The 19,945-nt window shown below is 45.6% G+C and carries 8 protein-coding genes; 3 read left to right on the top strand and 5 right to left on the bottom strand.

The features are described 5' to 3' along the window. Positions 1 to 18: 18 nt before the first annotated feature. Positions 19 to 3,876, bottom strand: a complete 3,858-nt coding sequence (locus tag RIG66_RS28635) for a WD40 domain-containing protein (RefSeq protein WP_446382701.1) — start codon at positions 3,874 to 3,876, stop codon at positions 19 to 21. Positions 3,877 to 4,048: 172 nt separating this feature from the next. Here RIG66_RS28635 and RIG66_RS28630 point away from each other — a divergent pair, with 172 nt between their 5' ends. Next, complete coding sequence (locus RIG66_RS28630; protein WP_446382699.1) at positions 4,049 to 4,549, top strand: hypothetical protein; 501 nt, start codon at positions 4,049 to 4,051, stop codon at positions 4,547 to 4,549. Between the two features lie 104 nt (positions 4,550 to 4,653). Here the strand turns inward: RIG66_RS28630 and RIG66_RS28625 are convergent, their stop codons facing one another. Together RIG66_RS28625 and RIG66_RS28620 are read right to left on the bottom strand one after the other, a co-directional pair. Beyond that, the gene (locus RIG66_RS28625) at positions 4,654 to 6,186 is read right to left on the bottom strand and encodes a helix-turn-helix domain-containing protein (RefSeq protein WP_446382697.1); all 1,533 of its coding nucleotides are present in this window, start codon (positions 6,184 to 6,186) and stop codon (positions 4,654 to 4,656) included. Positions 6,187 to 6,357: 171 nt separating this feature from the next. Further along, positions 6,358 to 7,179, bottom strand: coding sequence for a ParB/RepB/Spo0J family partition protein (locus tag RIG66_RS28620; RefSeq protein ID WP_446382695.1), 822 nt, complete (start codon positions 7,177 to 7,179; stop codon positions 6,358 to 6,360). A gap of 336 nt (positions 7,180 to 7,515) precedes the next feature. On the opposite strand from RIG66_RS28620, the gene RIG66_RS28615 reads away from it, so the two are divergent. Next, complete coding sequence (locus RIG66_RS28615) at positions 7,516 to 7,893, top strand: helix-turn-helix domain-containing protein (protein WP_446382693.1); 378 nt, start codon at positions 7,516 to 7,518, stop codon at positions 7,891 to 7,893. A gap of 84 nt (positions 7,894 to 7,977) precedes the next feature. On the opposite strand, the gene RIG66_RS28610 is transcribed toward RIG66_RS28615, so the two are convergent. Then, entirely contained in the window at positions 7,978 to 8,958 is a 981-nt protein-coding gene (locus RIG66_RS28610; RefSeq protein WP_446382691.1) for a hypothetical protein, read from the bottom strand. Between the two features lie 443 nt (positions 8,959 to 9,401). On the opposite strand from RIG66_RS28610, the gene RIG66_RS28605 reads away from it, so the two are divergent. Beyond that, complete coding sequence (locus tag RIG66_RS28605; RefSeq protein WP_446382689.1) at positions 9,402 to 9,818, top strand: helix-turn-helix domain-containing protein; 417 nt, start codon at positions 9,402 to 9,404, stop codon at positions 9,816 to 9,818. Between the two features lie 149 nt (positions 9,819 to 9,967). On the opposite strand, the gene RIG66_RS28600 is transcribed toward RIG66_RS28605, so the two are convergent. Then, positions 9,968 to 19,900, bottom strand: coding sequence for a Tc toxin subunit A-related protein (locus RIG66_RS28600; RefSeq protein ID WP_446382687.1), 9,933 nt, complete (start codon positions 19,898 to 19,900; stop codon positions 9,968 to 9,970). Between the last annotated feature and the right edge of the window lie 45 nt (positions 19,901 to 19,945).

The following is a 19,945-nucleotide window of genomic DNA, read 5'->3' as shown; positions in this document are numbered from 1 at the left end:
TTTTTAATCTTCAATTTTTTAATCTTCAACAGCACCCATATTTATGAGCATACTTTTCTGTGCTTCTGTTAAACCAACAACACCTGTGATATTCATACCTTCATAAAATCTATCAGGTCTTAGGGTTCTAATACACTTATTATCCTTAATAGACCAAAGTCTTACTGTACCATCATCACTGGCACTAGCTACAGTATTACCATCTAAACTAAAAGAAACACACCAAATCCAGCTCTGATGCCCCTCAAATGTCTTAATACATTTTCCTGAGATACTACCTTTTAAGATAGCAATATTCCATATTCTCAATGTATTATCATCGCTGCCACTGACTATCATCTTACCATCTGCATTAACAGCAATTGATCTGATTCTAGCCTCATGTCCCTTTAACTCTATAGACTCCCCTGTTTTCCAATTCCACAAACGTATTGTTTTGTCAGCACTCCCACTAGCCAGTATTTTTCCATCAGGACTAAAAGATAACGACCAAACTGGACCAGTATGACCTCTCAAGCAACGAATATCTTGACGTTTCTTAATATCCCATAGTTTTATCATTGGTTCTTTAGTACTGTCGTTACTTATTGCTAAAATATCTTTATTTGGGCAAAAAGCTACGTCTCTAACTCGCTCTTTAAAGTCAGAGATTGTATCAATCAATTCCCATTTTTCAATGTCCCACAAGCTAACTTTTTTACCATAGTAATAGCTGACAGCTAGCTTTTTACTATCTTGGCTAAAAGCAACTGAAATAACACGACCTGAATTTTCGTTTTCTAAACTTTTGTCCTCTTTTAGAGTTTTAACAATTTTCCATGAAGTAGTATCCCATATTACTACAGTACCATCATAACTACCACTAGCTAAAAGAGTACCTTGTGTATTAAACGCTAATGTTCTGACTAGATGTTGATGGCGTGTTAGCTCTCTGTAACTTTTATCTTCTGTTGAAACATCCCATAGTCTAACTACGCGATCTTCCCCTCCGCTAACCAGTAATGATCCCTTGGTGCTGAAGGTAATAGACCAAACTGGATTTGTATAACCTTGAATGATCCTGTTACATTTGCCTGAAATAATATCCCAAAGCCTTACGCTTTGGTCTTCCCCACCACTAAAAAGAGTTTGACTATTCTCTATTGGAAATGCTAACCCTCGAATTGAAGCTTTATGACCTGTTAAAGCCCATTTTAATTTACCTGTCTCACTATCCCACAAGCGAATAGTTTTGTCTTCTCCACCAGTAGCCAGGAGATTACCTTTATGATTAAAACTGACTGTTCCTACCCATCCCTTATGTCCACGTAATTTAAAAGCGCAATTCCAGCTAGAGGTATCCATTAGCCATATTTCGTTAGAGTAACCCGTATTGGGCTGACCTGCAATAGCGAGTGAATTCCCGTTAGGACTAAAGCCAAGAGATAAAATTCCACCGGGATAATCAATAATTTTAAAAATTTCACCATTAGAAACACGCCAAATTATTAGTTTTTTACTATTTTCGCTTCCACTAGCAATGAGTTTATCATCAGCGCTAAAAGCAACTGTATTAGTCCATCCATCATGTCCTTCAAGCTGTTTAATTAATTTCCCTGAATTAACATCCCACAATTTTACCTTATTGTCTTCACCCCCGCTGGCAATAATTTGGCTATCATGACTAAAGGCAACAGATCTAACTCTTCCATTTTCGGTTAAAGTATGCAGGTGTTTTCTACTTTTAACGTCCCATAAATAAACTTTTTCGTCACCACTACCACTCGCTAGAATATTACCATCCGGACTGAATGTGATCGTCCACACCCAATCCGAATGACCTGTGAATGTATAAATACGAGTTTCATCCTCTATTTCCCAAAGAATAACTTCACCGTTGGTTGTTCCTGCTGCTGCTAATTTCCCAGTTGGGTTAAGTGCTACACATCTAATTGTCCCAAAGTCTTCTCGGAAAGCGGACTTAGCCAGGTCGCATTGAGAAAAGTTAACCTGATGTAAAGGCTTTTCCTGTAAATAGGCTTGCCAAACAGTTAGACCTGAAAAATTATAACCTGTTAAATCTGCTCCTGATTCGCATAAGAGATTAATGATATTTCCAGCAGCATATCCTTGTTGTGAATTATTGCGAATTTCTGAAAGAATCTCTTTGAGTTGTAGGGTTAAATTATTGAGATTGCCAAAATAGTATTTTATTTCTGCCAATATTCGTTCAAAAATTATACGTTTTTGTTCTGCCATAACATATTCTTTTGAGTTGGCTTTTATCAATGCGTGACTGTTAAAAACTGAAAAACTTTTGGTTTTAATTTCAGAAATTATAGTTGGAATTAATTTCTCAGCCATGTACTCCATGAACAAAGGCTGTAGTGCAAATTTTCCATCTTCAGTATTGGTTATGCGAAAACTTCTTTTAATAAATTGTATATTTTCTGTTACTCTTCTTTTATCTTCTGGAGATAATATATCTTCTTTAAATTCTTCAATTGATACTGGCTGTCTATTAATTGCTAGCCAATACATAATAGATTTTTCAGGGTTAGACAATTTTTGAAATTGTTGATCAAATAGCTGTTCAACACCTTTACTTATCTTTATTCCTTTTTTCAAGAATTCAGATATATTTGATGAATGTGCTTCAGATATTTCTCTGGCAACTAGATCTAAAGCTGAAGGATTGCCTTCGTAAAATTTAATTAATTTTCGCCAATCTTGGTCAGAACCTTTGAAATCGCCAAGGGATTCAAAAAGTTGTCTAGCAGATAAAGTATCTAATCCTTCTAATTCAAAAAAACGAACAGGTCTAGTTTTACCAGCAATTTTTTCTAGACTTTCTGCCTTGCTAATTAATGGTTTCTCTCGACTGGTTAATAGCAAGCAGCTTTTATGTTCAGATCTTCCTATTAGCTCTAAGAGCTGACCATAGGGTTCGTACCCTTTTCGATACCGTTTAGTACCATTTTTTCCCTCTAAAATAGTGTCGAAATTGTCTAATATTATTAAACAACGAGATTGATTCAAGTAATTCAAAAGCCTTGATATCTTTTCGTCTACAGTTCTAGGTAAATCAATTTCTTTATTGTCTGACAAAAATCTTATCAAATCTGCCATAGTCTCTTCAAAAGGAAGAGAATTTAAAAGTCTACGACCAATAATGTAATCAAATTCATCCTGAATATTTACAGCTATTTTTTCTGCTAAAGCAGTTTTGCCGATTCCTCCTTTGCCAAACTTTACTGAAAGGTGAGTTTTGCCCATTCCACCCACACCAACAATGGCAATTAATCGACAACGATCCTTAATAATCCAGTTTTTCAGTTTTTCTAACTTTTCCTGCCGTCCAAAGAAAGGTTCATCTGCAAAAGTTGGTATTGTACCCCAATCTTGACGGCAATAATGAGGCTGATTAGCTGTCGAACCATCTAAAATTGGGGTTCTAGTTTTTTGAAACTTTTTCCGTTTCTCCTTTTGTTTATTATTTCTTGTCCAACAGTCATTAAATTTTTCTAAGCTTTTTTCTAAATCGGTATCCCATTCATCCCACAACGTAAATGTAAGAGTTAGTTTTGATTCTGGTCTACGTCCTTCAGATTTATATTCAAGAATGTGTAAAAAATCTTCTAGGCAACTTTTCAATGCATCTCTAATATTTCCTGAAGAAAGTTTCTTTCCTTTAGAGGTTTTAATATTTTGGCAATTAGCTAAGGTGACTAGATGCCGTAGTTCTGTTTTCAGAATTAACGTTGTGCTATCTGGATGGTTGCACTCAATAGGTATGTTCTGGTAGTTGGGTAGCTCATCCGCAGCAAAGCTCAGTATAGCTTCAAAAAGTTGACTGACCCACTTTTGCACGCTAGGTCCAGTGCTAAGACCTGACATAATTACCTCCTAGCCGCCTATTCAAAATTTATTGGGGGAACTCCAATACTCATGAGCCTACCTTAATACTTTAACCCTTATTATAACTGGCTTTCAGACTCTTTGGGGTAGTTTTGACCATTTAATTACCCCAAATTTAGTCTTGATTCAGTTGAAATTGAGGCTAACAGCCATGATGAGTATAAAAGACATTCTCTCTCAAAGTCCAGACTTCCAGGACTTAATCCAAGGCTGCAAAATGTATCAAACGATACAAATAGATGCGGCGAATTCCAAAACCCTGAACCATGCTGGACAGATTCAGCAGGTTTTATCAGACTTCCCTGGAGAAGTTCAGAGATGGCGGCATAGCCTCGCTATCCTTGTACCAGGAACTGTTGATGTGAACGTCATAGCTGATACTTCTGTTTACCTTCATGAAGCTGCTCAACTAATGTCTGAGTCCTTTGGTGGTACTCGGATCTGGTCAGAAATCGGAACTTACGTCAGTGATACGGTGGGTTTAGTAACTGAGCAAAATGTCTGGGTTAAATCGCACATGGATGAGCCAGCTTTGTGCCAGCACTTTTTCAAAGTGTTTGATTTTGTTTGCCAAATGCGAGATGCCCTGCGTCAAGAAGCTATGCTTCTAGAAATCGATGGTGATATGTACTGCTTGAACTGGTCTAAGTAGACAAAATAGGCGATCGCTCTCTCCCCTGTGATTGGCAAGGAGTGCGATCGCTCTCTCCCATCCCATCTATTACAGCGCGTAAAATATTTCAGCAATCTCCTGGTTCATTGCAGATTGAGGATTTTTTGCAGCGCTACTTGGTCATCCTCTTTAATTCTTCGCCGTTCGCTTTCAACCAGTTTTACCCAACTGGTACTTTTCCCGATTAGGGACGCCAAATGAGCCTGTGTCCAGTGTTTGGATTGGCGAGCTTGTTTGAGTTGTGCCCCTGTTAGGTTGGTTGAATGGGTGCAGGGTTCAAAATGTGACTGTTCAGGTGGAGGAGTATTGGTCTGATTAGGTTTTTGAACGTTTATAGACTTACGCTTATCAGAAGCCTGTTTAGCTGTCCTTGTTCTCTGATGTTTCAACTGTTTAAGTGCCGCCTCAATTCGGGTTGGGACAGTAATCGTGATCACACAGTTGAGCCAGTCTGTGAAGAACCCATCGGGCATCCGGTTGTTTTTAGGAGCGGTTGCTACTGGATCTATCTGTACATCATTTTCATCGGGTAAACTAGCCCAGCTTGGTCGTAATGCTTCCGGAAATGAGGGGTCAAACTGAATTCTAAACTGAATTTCTGTGAGAGACTCCAGAAGGCGATAGACTTGTTTAACGAAGCGTGAACGTTTGCGCCTGTCCCTACCAATAGCCTCTATCTCTTGAGCAGACATCACCGCTGATAGCAATGACCGAATGCTGTACTTACCACTTGGGTGAGCGCGGCGGTTTTGGATCAGGTAAAGCGCTAGGGCAGCGGCTAACTTTTGCCGATTAGGGTCAAGGTTAAAGACAGCTTTATCGATGAATCCATATTGGTAGAGCGCTTTACTCTCCCGTTGCCCTTCTTTATTCAGGAAGTTGCGGGTCCAAGGTCCAGCTTGGACGCAGATGGCGGCTTCAAACAGTTCCTCTGGATTCCCGAATATGGTGTTTTGATAGTATTCTTTGACGCTGACTATCCAGAAAGGGGAGCGTTCGATAATCGTCAGATTAAGGTTGCCTTCCTGCCATTGGATTTTTACACCAAGGGTACCTAAAATACAGGCTAGGTCGGTAACAGCTTTGAGCTTCTGGGATTTTTTAAGCTTATTTCCCCGATGCAGGCGCAACATCTTGATCAAGTCACTCCCCAAGAGTGTAAATGAATCTTTCCAAGGCTCTTGCTGCTGGGCAGCATAAGTGGCGAATATGGCATGTAACCGTGCAGCATGGACGCCGTATTGCTCTAAAATTTCTGGTTCGGCAAAGCTAGTGATGAATCCCGGTTGATGTTTTTGTTGGTTCAGGATGAAAAATTCGATGTAACGTCCCTTGCCAAACTGTCGTTGGAAATAAAGGTGACCAGGGCTGTATTCATGCCACTCCGGAGTTTTGAGAAATGCTTGGGTGGCACTAATCACTGGTGCTCCAGTTGCCATCATCTCGATTGCCCTGTGTGTAAAAAGTGGTGGTTCGGTCTGAGGTTGGTCTGTCGGTTTCCGCAGCCGCTTATGGTTGTCTTGGGCTAGGGGTATCTCTAATCCGGAAATTTCTAGCTGTAATGCACCGGGTTGAGATTTTGTCGCTCCTCTACTGTTATTATGTCCTGTTGACATTAATTTTGTCCTCTTTCAAACCGTTGTTTGGTTAACCGAGCCTTGAGCGAGATGTGGAGCAGTGTGAATGGGTAGGGAATTGATGGACTACCATTGACAAGACTTAACCCGACAGTTGCCCATTGCCCCTGCCGTGATTGGTTTGAGTTAAGTTGAGCCATTGTTGGTTGTTCAGTAGAAGCTGTTATTTTCGATGAATTCCCCGCGATGTTGACAACTCCAGCAGTTACGCTTGAGAACATTCCCATTGCCGTTCAAGGTAGAGGCGGTCTGATTGAGTCTGTTGTCATTGCTGTTTTTTGTAGTTGTCGCTCTTTTTGGAGGATGTTTGAGGAGATTCCAAGCGGCGTCTATACTTTTTGAGTTTAAAGTTTGGCGCAGACTCTGAGCGGTTTCTAGATTGCCCAAACGGGTTTCATGATCAATGACATCAACGACTTTGGCGGCTTTGGAGTAGGTACGACCCGAACCTAATCCCACGAGTTTAGCAAGGCGATCGCGGGTTTTCCCTTTTGGGCAAAGGTGTGGAAAATTTTCCACACCTTTCTCGGCGGGTTTACCGGGGGCAGATTTTTGTCCCGCCTCGCTCATGCGCTTTCTGGCTTTGGCTTGTTCGACACGTTTCCAAGCTTCGGCTTCTCGAACTTTTTGTTCTGTGGTTTTGGTGCGGGAGGCGTTTTCGAGTAATAGGGCTTCTAGTTCGGCTTCCTTTGTAGCAAATGTCCTTACCTCTACGGAAACGGTTGACCACCCCAGTTTGAGTACGGCTTTGGCACGACGGTGTCCTGAGATTATCAGGGAGTTGGGAGTAATAACCAATGGCTTGACCCACCCAGACTGCCGAATGAGTTCAATTAATTCAGTCACATCCTCTTCGCCATAAATAGAGGAGTTGTAGGGATGGGGTTTCAGAAGCCGAGGATCGACTTGGGAAAATACAGCGGGTGGGTTTTCCAGAGCCACCTTAGTTGGTGAAGTCAGAGAGTTATCCATTATTGTTACCTATACGCAGGCAATGACCAAAAAGGCATAAGGCTTTAGGGCAGGCAGCTCCAAGGAACGTTTTCACCCTCTGCCTTGGAGCCTAGTGGCAGTTGGTATGTGATGGGAGAATCCCTAACACTAACTTGCGGGAGTCGGCTTTGATGCCTACAATTAGGTAGGTGTAGCCATCAAAACGCTGTGGACTCATTTGGAAGGAATGCTTCCAATTATGGGAGTAATGTTTCCAGATTAGTCGTGATTGGCACGTTTGCCAAGTCCTCAGCTGTTGTTAATTGGTGGTAGCTTGTTTTTGTTAGCAGTTGGATTGGTTGAAAGTTGGCGGCGGTGGAAGTTGCACACAAACCCGTTAATCAAGTGAGTCAAAACATGTTCGAGGGCAGACTAGCAGCTTTGTTGATTGAGCTGAGAGCAGGTCGCTCGTTCAGAGAGTTTGCCGATTTAATTGGGACAACTCATACCAATGTCCGCCAGTGGGAGCAGGGAAGAGGTGAACCCCGCTTACGAGTGCTGACCAAAATTGCGGCTCTTAAAGGCTGGACACTCAATGAACTGCAAGCCTATTTGGAAGGCGAATCGTTACCTAAGAGCAGTAGTAGCGTTCAACAGCTTATATCAGAAGTACGAGGTCTTTCGTTCGAGGCGGCTGCTCAGGTAGCAGCTGTGGCTGTAGAAACGATGACAATTAAAGGAAACCAGGTTTAAGAACTCAGCCGATCAGTCAAATTATGAAGTGGCAGACTCAGGGATGCTGCTGGAGAAGACACAACGCGATCGCTATTTACCAAATCAAGCGGCAGCCGTTCCCTCAGAACGCCCTTGAGTTGGCTCAGAATCTGCATTCCCTTCATTTCGGGCAGCCTCTGAAACGTCCAGGATGGCTTCACTGGGGACAGAACGATTCGCAGAAATGGCGGCTTCTAGAACCTGGACAGCCCAATCTACGGCAACTAATCCCTCAGCTTTAGCCGTATCTCGAAGGAGTGGTTGCAAGTGGGCTGGAAGCTGTAGGGTTAGAGTGAAGGTTTCCCTTTTCAGTATCCGAGTCCTTTTGGTCTCATCGGATTTTGCCCATCGAGCCGCCCACAATTCGCATTCAGCTCCCCGTTGGTTTCCGTCCTTTTCTATAAAATTCAACACCCCGAACTGGTTGCAATAAAACGTTTGGGGGTCATCGAGCAGCTCTAAACTGCAATGAGAGCAATTCCAGCAGCTCTTGTAATTTGTTTGTGCCTCAGGAGGCGAACTTCCATCGGTTCTGGAGTGGTTTCCGGATGAATGCGGTGGGTTAGCGGCAGTACGCGCACTCTGCTGTCGGTACTCCTGAGCGACTTGGGCGACGTGAGTAGCCGTCACTTTACCCCTAGGAGCCGTAGATACCGCCTTAGCCCATGCTGCCTGTTGCTGTTCAGGTTTTAAGGCAGTGAGAGGACGAGCTTGGCGCTCATTGGCGGGGATAATTTGTGCGCCATGGCGCACATTTTCCACCACCGAAGCCGCTTCAATCAACTGATAAGCTGAGCGGCGAGATATTTCCCAACGGGCAAGGCAATAATCCTCAAAAGTCCTGTAGTCTTGTCGGTATAAGCGCTTGTCCCGAATCTGCCGTAAGGCTTGTCCGATTTGCCAAAACGCTCTTAAACCCTGTTCTACGGTAGCTTCCAGACTTCTGAATTCTACTATCTCAGCATTGGTTAGTTCGTGTTCTGTATCCGCTAAGGTTTGGGTATTGGCTTGATCGCTATGACCGATAATCTTAGGAGATTGCATTTAATCTTCTCCTTTTGCAAGGTTGAACGTCCTGAGTTGCCCTGTGCGCCGCCAAATGCGTGTCTGCTAATGATTGCTGGACATTTTGACGGCTGTTGCCTGAATTTGCACCGTGCAATATCTATTATTGCATTATGCAATATCTATTATTGCCTAATTTTAGTCCTTTATTGGATCTATTTTTGTATCAGCCAAGAAATAGTCTTGCATACAAGAGGGCTACAGGCAGGGGGATGGGACTGGGGAGAGAAATCCCAGCAAACCTTGTCAATGTAAGAGTTTTACCGTTTAATAAGACACAGGGGATCGACGGGTAACGTTGAAACCGTGAGCGAGTGTACAGTCCTAGTCCCGACTTTTGGTGGGGAGTAGGGCAATGAGTGTAAAGAGTATAATTAATTAATAAACAGAGCCAATTAATTAAACAGATAGTGACTGCATTCGTGTCTTCTCACCTCCAGGTTCCTCAACAGCGGCTGAATCAGTTGATTGAACAGCTGCTAGAAGAGGGTTGGACTCAAAGCAGCTTGGCTAATGCTATTGGTGTAGATTTCTCCACGGTATATCGGTGGTTGAAGGGGAAAACTAAACCTGAGCCGGATTCCAGGAATTTCCGGCAATTGGCAAAGGTGAGCGGTGGTACCCCCAGAACCCTGCAACTTTATTTAGACGGGGAAATTTCCCTGTCAGTCTACCGTTATGGGTTAGAGAACAAAGGAGTTGTGGATGTAAAAGATGACAATATGTCTAGCAATGAGAGGATTAAGGCAGAAGTTTTAGACAAAATTTACGCACTTGATCCAGCCGATATTGCTGATGTGATTTCTTCTACTGTGGCGTTTTTAGCCAATCGAGTTTGAGTCGAGTGAAGTTTTGAGGTGACTGGGTTTTAGAGTGTACCCGCTTGTGACAAAAAAAACAAACCCAGTCGAGTAAGACTGGGTCGTTGTCACCCCAACCGTTCTATTTGGCACGTATTGAATAACGCTCTTCTTGAAAACTCAAAAATTTAGTCTAAAGTCCAGGGAGCTGAGTTAGGATCTGCGGAATGTAGGTTGTACCCAAAGAACAAATAAGTATTTGCGATCGCGCCAATATTCTCTGGAAATCTGAATATCCCTAAGTCTTGATATCCGGACTGACTGAAGATTTCAAGGTCAATTTCCAATACACCGTGAAAAAGTGCTGGCCACTTAGCATCAGCCACACAGACAATGCTATGTACATTGCAGTTGCATTTTTCCTCCCTGATTCGACTCATACGTTGTCCAGCCCAAAACTCAACAATGTGGTGTGTACTCGGATTGGCTCCAGGCGCTTCAAAAAAGATTTCTAGTCGTTGGATACCAATCCTTTTGTTTCCGGTCAAATACGGGAACAAATTTCGACTCAGCCGAATCCCCAATTGCCTGTCGCCTGGAACATTAGACCCATTGCCAACCAATGAATGCCAAGCTTCTGGAAACTCACGCTTGACATCGAAGAAACGCACGCCGGCATCGGGTAGATTTTGCTGGGCACATTCGTTAGCCACTTGGCGCAGCTTTTCTCCACCGTCGCGAGCTGTGAAGTTGAGATGCAAAACGATATCGCTCAGTGTCTCCATATCAAAATGATTGTTCTCTAAAGGCAGTTCTATCCGCCATCGGCTCACTGCACCAGAGAACTCAAATGGCAAATAACGTTCATCGCGGAAGTTTAGTTCAAACATCCCGGAGTCATTCTGTCCGCTAGAAGTTGCGATCGCTTCAGTCGCCCCATACATCGAAACAATCCGAGGATCGTCGGGCATCGCTTGATACCCATTTTTCCAACGCTCGTCATGACAACAGGTATGGGGTGGAGCGATCAGTTTTGACTCCACACGGGTTTTGCTGCTCAACAGGGTCAGGCGGCAATGTACTCCGGTGTACGGACCTACCACACACGGAATCGTCATCGTTACGTTCTTGATACGCCGCATATAATGACCTGGATAGTCGAGATCGAACATCCATTCAGGTATTTCAATCTCACAATAACCAGTGGTTCGCAGTTGCAGAAAAGCCATTGAAAAGTGCAGGCGCAAAGAAATGTGCTTGGTTAGTTCATACTCACGGACATTTTCATCGTAGTACGCCTTTTCTAGGTGACGTAGGGCTAATTGCAATCGCTCGCCCGATAGAAGTCCTGCGTGGAGATTGTCCCACATTTCTGTTGGAATGAACTGTCGGGCAGTGTGTCCTCGCTCAAAGTTAAAGGCGCGTTGAGCTTGTCGGGCGCAGTGCAATGCCAATTCGTACATTTGATGGTGCATTGCTGCGGTTTCCTGTTGCATCCATAGGTAGAGGGCATGGTTAGTAAATTTGTCACGTAGGAAGTCGTGTACTTCGGCAGTATTTTCGATTTGCTGCTGGTGATTATTCAATTCACGTAGTGCAATGTCACGGCGACGCTCAGCAGCAAGAATTTGTCGTTCGATTTGCTCAATTTCAATTGTCAGTACGTCTACCTGATGTTTCCATTCTTGTTCGCGGCGCTCCCATCCAGCTTTTGTAAGTCCTAATGATGCAATCGTATTTAGAATGTCGGCAACTGTATTTGCTATAGTGCCAAATGCTGAAACAATGGCGCTTAATTTTTCACCAGGCGGCAATTTGATCTGATTGCAGGGAAATCCCACATACGGGTCAGGAATAAGATTCAAAGTCTGCCCTAGTGCTACAGCAACATTACCAGCAGCCCGAGTCGTGGTTGAGCTAATCGTGCGTGGTTCATATTGTGCTTCTCCACTAATCAGCCCAACGGCAATCAGATTTTTGTAGTATTGCAAGCGTGTCTGAGCGATTTCCTTGGTCTTTCGTAAAGCTTGTATTTGCCAATCTGCTTCTCGCCATTGATGCTGCCGTATTTCTAGAGTTAGATTAAGCAACTGCCGTTCATGCATAGTTCGCATGGTTGATAGGTACTCTGCATCCCCTTTTTCATAGGCAGCCAGCAGCGCACTACCAAAAGCACGCACATCACCTGCCATTTCCTGTGCTTTCTGAATCAAGACCATAAAGCGGTAGGGACTTTGTGGTAAGCACCATTCACTTTCGTCAGTACAAATTTCGCGGCTGGTTTTCCAGCAGTCTCGAATATCACTATTGCCAAAATAGGGCATATCGAGGTTTGGGCGACCATTCTTGAGTCGCTTTGCGTTCAAGCAAGTATGAATTAAAGTAAGGCGATCGCTAACGTTTGCATAGAGACACATCAGTCGCGGATTGATCGGCGCACAAGCTGATTGAAAGCGGAAAACAGGGAATGTACCTTGTGTATTGCCGTTCAACAATACAGTTGTGGGTGTGGCTCCCAAAATTTTCGCGGCGGTATCGAAAATCAGGCGGGCTTGCTGAAACGCTTCTGGGGTATTTTTCCGCATTAACGCATCGCCCCATTGCAGCAGGGTATCTAGGTATTGCAGCAGAATAGCTCGCTCTTTCACCTCAGCATCAGAAACTGGATCACTGGGACAGCAACAGTCTTCGGTTCCAGGTTCTTTGTATCCCCGATCATCAGGTGGGCAAATATGCCAGGTATTGTCATTGAGTAACGGGTTATAAACCAGTTTGTACCATTTTAAAGCTGCCTCAAAGCGGCAGTGTACCCGTAGATGACGGGCGACTGCAACGGCTGGGCTGAATAGTGAGGGGGGGAACAAAGGTTGACCTGGATCAAACCAAGCGAAGAAGGGAAATGCCGCTAATCCACCGATAAGTTCTGGCGCAGGAGGAGTGACCACTTGCGGCACGACAGTTGCTTCATCTAAGGCAAGATCGTAACGGAAACCGGGGGCTGGAGCTTGATCGGGTTGAGATGGTGCTGGAATTCCTATCGGGGCTTGACCGCCTGTGATTTCAAAATAGAGCGAGTCGCCACTACGTCCGGAGAAGACCAATTCTGGGCTTGTTTCTTGCTGAAGCCTTACCCCTTCGTAAGATTGTCGAGGTTGCTGAAACTCACCATTATGAACGCGACACCAACGCAGATGCACCATTCGCTGGGAATTCCAGTGTAATAGACCCGGTAGTTGCTCTGGACGATGCCAGTCGGTCTGCGGATCAGCTTCAATTCCTTGTCGCCGATTCTCAGCAGTAGTCCCCCATTCAGCGATTTGCTCTATAGCACCTTCTTCTGCAGCACCTTCTTCTGCGTCATATTCTTGAGCTGCGTAATATCGGGTTTCTTCAATCCAGAAGTAATACTCGTCCATCAGGGCTGGATGTACTTTCCCACAGATGCTACAGCAAGCTGATGATTGGGAAACTCTACATTGGGGTTCAAAGGTTGTAGTTGCTGGTGGGATGTCTGCTGCCGCTACTCTGATAAATTTTGTGCCTAACCGGATGGCGGCTTGTAGCCACATGGGTAGGTTCGCTTCTGTAACATGTTGTTGGGGATTGAAAGCTGACGAGACGATAGGGTCAGAACTATTTTCATTCTCTTGGCCTTCTCGGTCTTCTCCGGCATCTTGTGCAGGGTTGCCTTGGCTTTCAACGCGCACAGGTGCCAACCAAGTTGGGCGGGCGTGGCGATCAGGTGTCCCCATTAAGCCTAGTCCCTCTGGTATCGGGTTGAGAAATTGCTGAGTTGCAGGTTCACGGTGCTGAAGGGGAGTTATTCCTGGGTGAGTGGGTGGACGCGAACTGTTCCAATACGTCAGTCCTCCAGGAATTGGCAGGGTTAGGTCAGCACGACGCAGTTCAGATTCTAAGAATTGGAATGCTTCTGTTTGTTGCGCCGCTTGTAATTCGTCCCATTCCACCCAGTTTTCTCGATAAATGAGCCGCCGTTTGCAGGCTTGCCAAACCCGGAAGCTGGCAAAGTGGCGCTCCCAAGCTAGAACGAAATCTGATGACGCGATAAATCCCGGCTCCAATCCCAGCCGTGTACGTTGAACAAACAGGTGAATTGCACTGACGGCTTCTTCAATACGGCTGGCTTTTTGACAAATTCCTACTTCCACATCCAGCAACAGCAATTCGCTCAACTGTTTGGCTTCTGTGGCAAAACCGCCCCAGGGAAGGGGAACGCGGTTCTGATGCGTTAGATAAGCAACGAGTGCTGCCCGTCCGCGTTGGCGAAGAGCATCATTGAGGCGTTTGATTTCTTCATAGCGACGCGGTTCGCCGTTTTCAATACAACCGTTACGATAAAATTGGGTTAGGTTAGCATTCCCAGATTCCGTTGTACCAAAAGCCGTTTCTGGCATTGATGGGTCATCCGATGCCCAGAGGTCAGGTCGAGCTTCGCGAATGTCCTGGGGGTAAAATCGCTTCAATAATCCCCGAACCCATTTTTCTGATTGCCAAACCCGCACTGCCCAGCGATCGTCTTCTAAATCGACAGATGTAACGAGATAGTCCAGATAGTATTGTAGAACTAAGGTATTATGCCGTAGATCAATCCCCAGGTGGCGAACTAAATCAGCGGGATTGTCGGGATGGAGTTCTGCGGATTCGTGGAACAGCAACCAAACGGGTTGTTCGGGAGAGCGTTGGGTTTCACGACGCATCACCGTGTAGTCAAACAGGCGTTCCCACCAGTCAAACAGGGCTTGCTGACGCTGGAGTGTGGGAGCGACTCTTTGATCTGGGGTGACTGACGGTGGATAATAGTTATCTAAAACAGGTAAGAAATTGGGGTCAAAGTTAGCGGTGTGGGTGACAAAGGCGACGCCGCTGCGATAGTAGGCTTGTCCGGCAAAGTTATCTGGGTGGGCGAGTAGATAGCCTAACTCTGACTGCCCGTTGTCGGAAATTCGGTGAGCTGAGAGGTTAAGGCGATTGACCAACAACATGGCTTTGAACACACGCTGATATGTGCGCCGTATGTCACGCACTGTGCTGATGTAATGGACTGCCAAAAAGTTCTGTTGGACTGTCTCAATAGTTTCAATTCGCAACGTTGTGTTTTTCTGAGCCAGAAACAGTTTGTCATGGGGGATGGCTAACCAAGCCTCACCTGCATCCGATCCACCGTATTTCAGTTGGAAACCCGTGTGCTGCGGACAAACATCCTCTGGGCCATCAAACACTAAAGGCTTGCGCTCCAGCTCAATTTCTAACTCGTAGAATCCTTTTTTCAGGGTAATGGGTGTTGAGCAAGCCGCAGGCGCTTCTTCATGGGGCCAGTCATGGGCGAGCAAGATCCAGGTTTTTTGACCGCGTTTCAAGGTGATGCGCCAACGGTGCGATCGCGCAATGTTTTCAAAATCAGGCAGCTCTCCTGATCCTGTTGGCGCACCAGCACTAAATTCGTATTCACCTGCGTTTTCAATCAGCAAAAGTCCATGCCAATGCAGGGTGAATGGCTCTGCTCCACCTAACATCGCTCCATCTGTATTAGCCATGGCAAAACCATTACGCACCGCAGCAAACCGTAATTGTTCTGGTGAGAAGGTGAAGCTCATTTGAGGGAGAATGGTTGGAATGGGAGCATTATTAGCATTTTCTTCAGATCCAAAGGCATCTATGCCACCACGAACTTCGCGCCAGCGGAGGTTTGTATTTGCACCGAAGTATTCGGCTAATAGTCCTGTTCCCGTTAGTCCCAATAATGCAGCAAAGGCTCCACCATTGGGTTGGGGTTGCCAGGTAACAGAAGGGGATTGACCGTTATCATTTTCCCAAGGGCTAGTGGCTCTGTTTTCGTCTGCCCAGAGGTTTTTCAGGAGCAGTTTAGCTAACTCTATCCCTTCTGGATTGGGACTACTGGTGATATCGGCGGTATGTTGGGCTAAATGTTCAGCCATGATCTGACAGCGCTGATAAAATCGGGCAAACTCCGACTGAAACCATGCCCAGCGCTTGTTTTCATCGGGTTCTTGAATCAGTTGTTCTTCGGCTTCCCCAAAGTTGTTAAAGATTAAAGCAAAATGAACTAGATCGACACGCGGTAGAAAGTAGAGATCTCGTACAGCATTTTGCTCGGTTGGAGACAGTTGGCGAATGCGACTGAGTTTCGCTAATACTGCCTCATCAGTCAGTGGTATTTGAGTCCACAACTCCTGTGCTGTCCCATCGTAGCGGAACGGACCGTCTGGCGGTGTATTCCACATCAGTTCAGCAGTCGAACCCAATGAAACGCGGTACTGCCGTTGGGCGAGGCTGACCGGGATACCGCTATCAGTTAACACAGTTGGGAAGAAATGTTGCCCCAGTGAAAGCCAGGGATTGTTACCGGGGGCTGGCGAAAAGCCAAATTCGTTTCGCAAAACCGTTTCCATCTGTGTCCAAGTCCACTGCTGGGCAGCTTCGCTGCTGATTTCAACCGCCATGAGTTTTCGGCGCAGCGCCCAGAGGGAGTTCTGCTCTTCATCGTCGGGCAAGCTTAGGGGGAAATCTTTGGCTTCGTTCTCTGTTTGGAGTGGAAAGGGATCATCCCCCTGTAAATGGTTTTCGCTGGTAAAGAGGAAGAGAAGTTCGCCAACTCCAAATTCGGAGGCGTAAATTTTGGCTAAGATTTCCGCTAAACGCAGTGTATGGGTGGGTTGGGCGTGCCAAGTATCCGGGGGATTGCTGGGATTGAAACCAGCTAGGGCTGAAATTGCATCGAGGTTATTTTCGAGTAATTTAATAAATTCGGGTTCTCGACAACCGCAGTCATAGACGTTGATCGCGTACTGCTGAATTTGGTAAAGTAAGTGTTCGACTGCCCAGTTCCGCTTGGCTGCTCCGGGAACCCAAAAGGCTAATAGGTGGAGTCGGTTTGCTCCAGTTGCGTTGGGGAGTGTTGGTGTGCCATCGACGAGCGACAGTTGGAAGTCGTCGCGCAACAGTTGAAAAGCGACGAGTTGCCGGATAAAATCGGGGTTGACATCGGTTCCATCAAACAAGCCAAGCACGTCACAGATATCGCGCAGTTCGGTAAAGGTATAGTGAGCGTTGGGAACAGCCTGTAATTTGTGCCACAGACGGATAAAAATTGCCAGCCGTTTGAGAGCAATGTCTTCGATGTCTGGGTTGCCAAAATCAATGATGTACTTGTCTAAACAACAGGGTTCGCAATCAGGAAATCCTTCTTCTCGATTGTTTTGTAACCCAAATTCGACAAATTCGGACTTCCACAAATCGATAAACTCGCAGTAAGTTAGGCAGGTACGCTTTAGAAATTCAGAAACCTGGGTCACGGTTTCTATCCAGAATTGTTGATTGTCTAATTGCGGAAACTCAAAACCATACAAGAGATGTGCAGAAATCCCCTCAGGTTGAAACAGGTTCGTGTATTCTTCCGGTGTAATTTTCAGGTATTCAATAGCGGTTTCAATGCGTACTGGATAGCGCCAGAGGTGCTGTTGAAATGCGGCGGGTTCGTTTGTCGGATCTAGAACAAATTCTGTAATATCTTGGCGGAAATGGCGCATTGTGGCAAAGCGACTGGTGCCAAGTTGGTTTAAATAGGTACGTGCGACATCTAAAGGCTGGGAATAGGGCAGATGGCAGGTGGAAAAGTCGCTTTTGAGTGGGTTGTAAGCGGTTTGTTGTACTGTGGGAGTTGCTGGGGTAGAGTGTTCTGGTAGGACTTCGAGTAGGGTTTCTGGGTCGTGTTGATAAACATCAATGCTGGGCGAATCATTAGAGGTTAGCTGGTGTCCTCCGACTTGATCAATGGCAGTGTTGTAAACTATACCCGATGTTACGTCATTAGCTACCATCTGTTCCAGGGATTCATTTACTATGTCGATTAAGGGAATGGGGACTTCTAAATTGCTTTGGGTAGCGAATAAATCCCCCAGCGCTCCCCGACGACTGTTGAGAAGGGGTGCTAGTGTTTGCTGGACTTGAACAGGAAATGGATCGTCACAGGTCGAGTTTTCAGAGACATTCAATAATTCGGATAAGTATGCCACGGGTCCCAAGGGTGATAAATGGGCAGGTGGAATACAGTTGATTAGAGAACCGTCCGGGTTAACGGGTTGGAATCCGTTTGATCTAGGTGGCGAATCGGATGGGGGTGGATTAACATTCTTCCAGATCAGAGTGGCATAATCATAGGCAATTGAACCCGTTAGGGCTTCTTGAAAGTCGGTTGAGTTAGAAAACGTGCCAATTACATCCCGACTGGTAAAACCCCGCGCCCAAAGTGCTTCCATAACGGAAAATTGCATTTCAATAGGGGTAATGCCATTAGTCAGGTTGATCATCCCTTGAATGCAGGTTAACCACTCGATAAATTGTTCTTGTGCGTTTGGATTGCCGGGGAAAATACCGTTTAGGGTTGTGGTGAGGAGGGTTTCATCCCAGCTACTGAATGAGAATCCACCGGGATAATTAGTTAATAGTTGATCGACTGGATTACCTGGGGAACGATTCAACAGAGGAACGGCTTCGCTGGTTGGGGTAGGAGGAGGATCAAATACATTGGCAACATCAAAAAACTTACGCAGGTGGCGAATGAAGGCTTGGATTCGTTCTTCGGTTGTGCCTGGTTTGGTAAAGTCTGGAAGCAGGGTTGGGTTGGAGTTAAATAAATCTTGCCATTCACTCGTGGTTTTAGCGGCTAGATGATTGATATGGTTAACACCAAAACTAGCGCCTTCGATCGCGGCGATGAGAGGTGCATGGGCTTTGGTAATTCCACAAAGCACTAAGTCTAGGTGTCCGGTTGTGTCTGTGGGAGATAATGTTCCCCAAAACCCGTTGATATCTTCGTCAGGGAAGGCTAACCAATGACTGACTAACCCCTGTACCGATGTTCCTGGATTGACTTCACATTCTGCTGTACCAATTTCTTCTGCTGAACCTAACGCCCGCAAGCGTCGTGCAGCTTGGTAGGGATTGACCCCCGGAGGTTCTGTGAAAATATGCTCGTCAATTGCCTGCTCAAAATTGGCGATCGCTTGGGCTTCAGCATCAAGGGTTGCCATTTTGAAGCGTTGCTCTCGTTTGACTTGGGGCGGTAAAATGGCTGTTAGGGCGTAGAAGTAGTCTGCGGGAACGGCAAAGGCGGGATTTAATGTAGCATTTCCAGAACCTTTGAGAATGACTTTGATGTCTTGCCCGGGTGAGTTGGGAAAGACGGGGAAGTAGAAACCAGCTTGAGTGGCTTGCTGAGTTTGTTCTTCACACCAGATGGCGGCTGAGAGGGAAAAGACAAAGTTGGTTAGGCGATCGGCATCTGCATTGTGGGTTGTGTAGTAAGTGATTAATTCGCCTTCAAAGCGTTGGCGATCGCGTTCATCGTCGCTGTCGGCTGCTTGGGGACCGGTGTAAATTTGTTCTAATGAGCGTTGGGGAGTTGGAAGGGGATAAGCTTGGCGATCCCAAATGATTTCGTAAGCAATGTGGCGGCATTGATCTAGGGTTAGGGTGGCAATGTTGGCTAGGTTTCCTGGTTCAGCGTTTAGCACCTCCTCTACGGCTGTCTGTAGCGCTGCAAAGTTAGGTGCAGCACCATTTTGGGGTAAAATAACGGTTGGGCTACTCTGTGCAGAAGAGGTTAAGGCTAGGTGTAAGCTAACGGGTTGAAGATTCTGGAAGTCATTAGGATTTCCAGGAAGAGGGGCATTTGAGACGGGTACATTGTAGTAGATTTGGTTGTGGGCTATCTCGTTACCGTTACGGGTGATAACTAAACGGACATCAGCGGTACGGTATTCTCCTCCAGCAGGGGGGTCAGGGATTTCAATGACGGCAGTGGCAACTGCGGCAAAGGTTCTTACAAACACGCCGGGTTCAATCGGTATGATACTGAAGTGCTGAGTAATTCGGCTATTGGGATCGGGGTCAGGTGGGGAAGGAAAAGGGGGCAGGGTTGGTGCGATGTAAGTGGCAGTGCCAAAGGCGGATTCACTGCCTTCTGGATCGTTGAAGGATATTTCGTGGGCGGCAATGGATAAACCGTTCAGGAAATTGGTAAATTCATCGCCGGGGATGGGTTGTTCTGGGTGTAAGCGAATGATTAGTAGGGATGGCATGGGAAGTTCCTTTTAAGGTTGATTGGTTCTGTAATAAAGCTAATT

Source organism: Coleofasciculus sp. E2-BRE-01, assembly GCF_040221695.1.
Classification (GTDB): Bacteria; Cyanobacteriota; Cyanobacteriia; order Cyanobacteriales; family Coleofasciculaceae; genus Coleofasciculus.
Note: the sequence above shows the minus strand (reverse complement) of the source record. Positions and strands in the feature narration are given on the sequence as shown.

Coding starts and splice junctions, on each gene's coding strand:
- RIG66_RS28600 (WP_446382687.1), bottom strand. CDS start 19,900: ATGCCATCCCTACTAATCATTCGCTTACACCCAGAACAACCCATCCCC.
- RIG66_RS28620 (WP_446382695.1), bottom strand. CDS start 7,179: ATGGATAACTCTCTGACTTCACCAACTAAGGTGGCTCTGGAAAACCCA.
- RIG66_RS28635 (WP_446382701.1), bottom strand. CDS start 3,876: ATGTCAGGTCTTAGCACTGGACCTAGCGTGCAAAAGTGGGTCAGTCAA.
- RIG66_RS28610 (WP_446382691.1), bottom strand. CDS start 8,958: ATGCAATCTCCTAAGATTATCGGTCATAGCGATCAAGCCAATACCCAA.
- RIG66_RS28625 (WP_446382697.1), bottom strand. CDS start 6,186: ATGTCAACAGGACATAATAACAGTAGAGGAGCGACAAAATCTCAACCC.
- RIG66_RS28630 (WP_446382699.1), top strand. CDS start 4,049: ATGATGAGTATAAAAGACATTCTCTCTCAAAGTCCAGACTTCCAGGAC.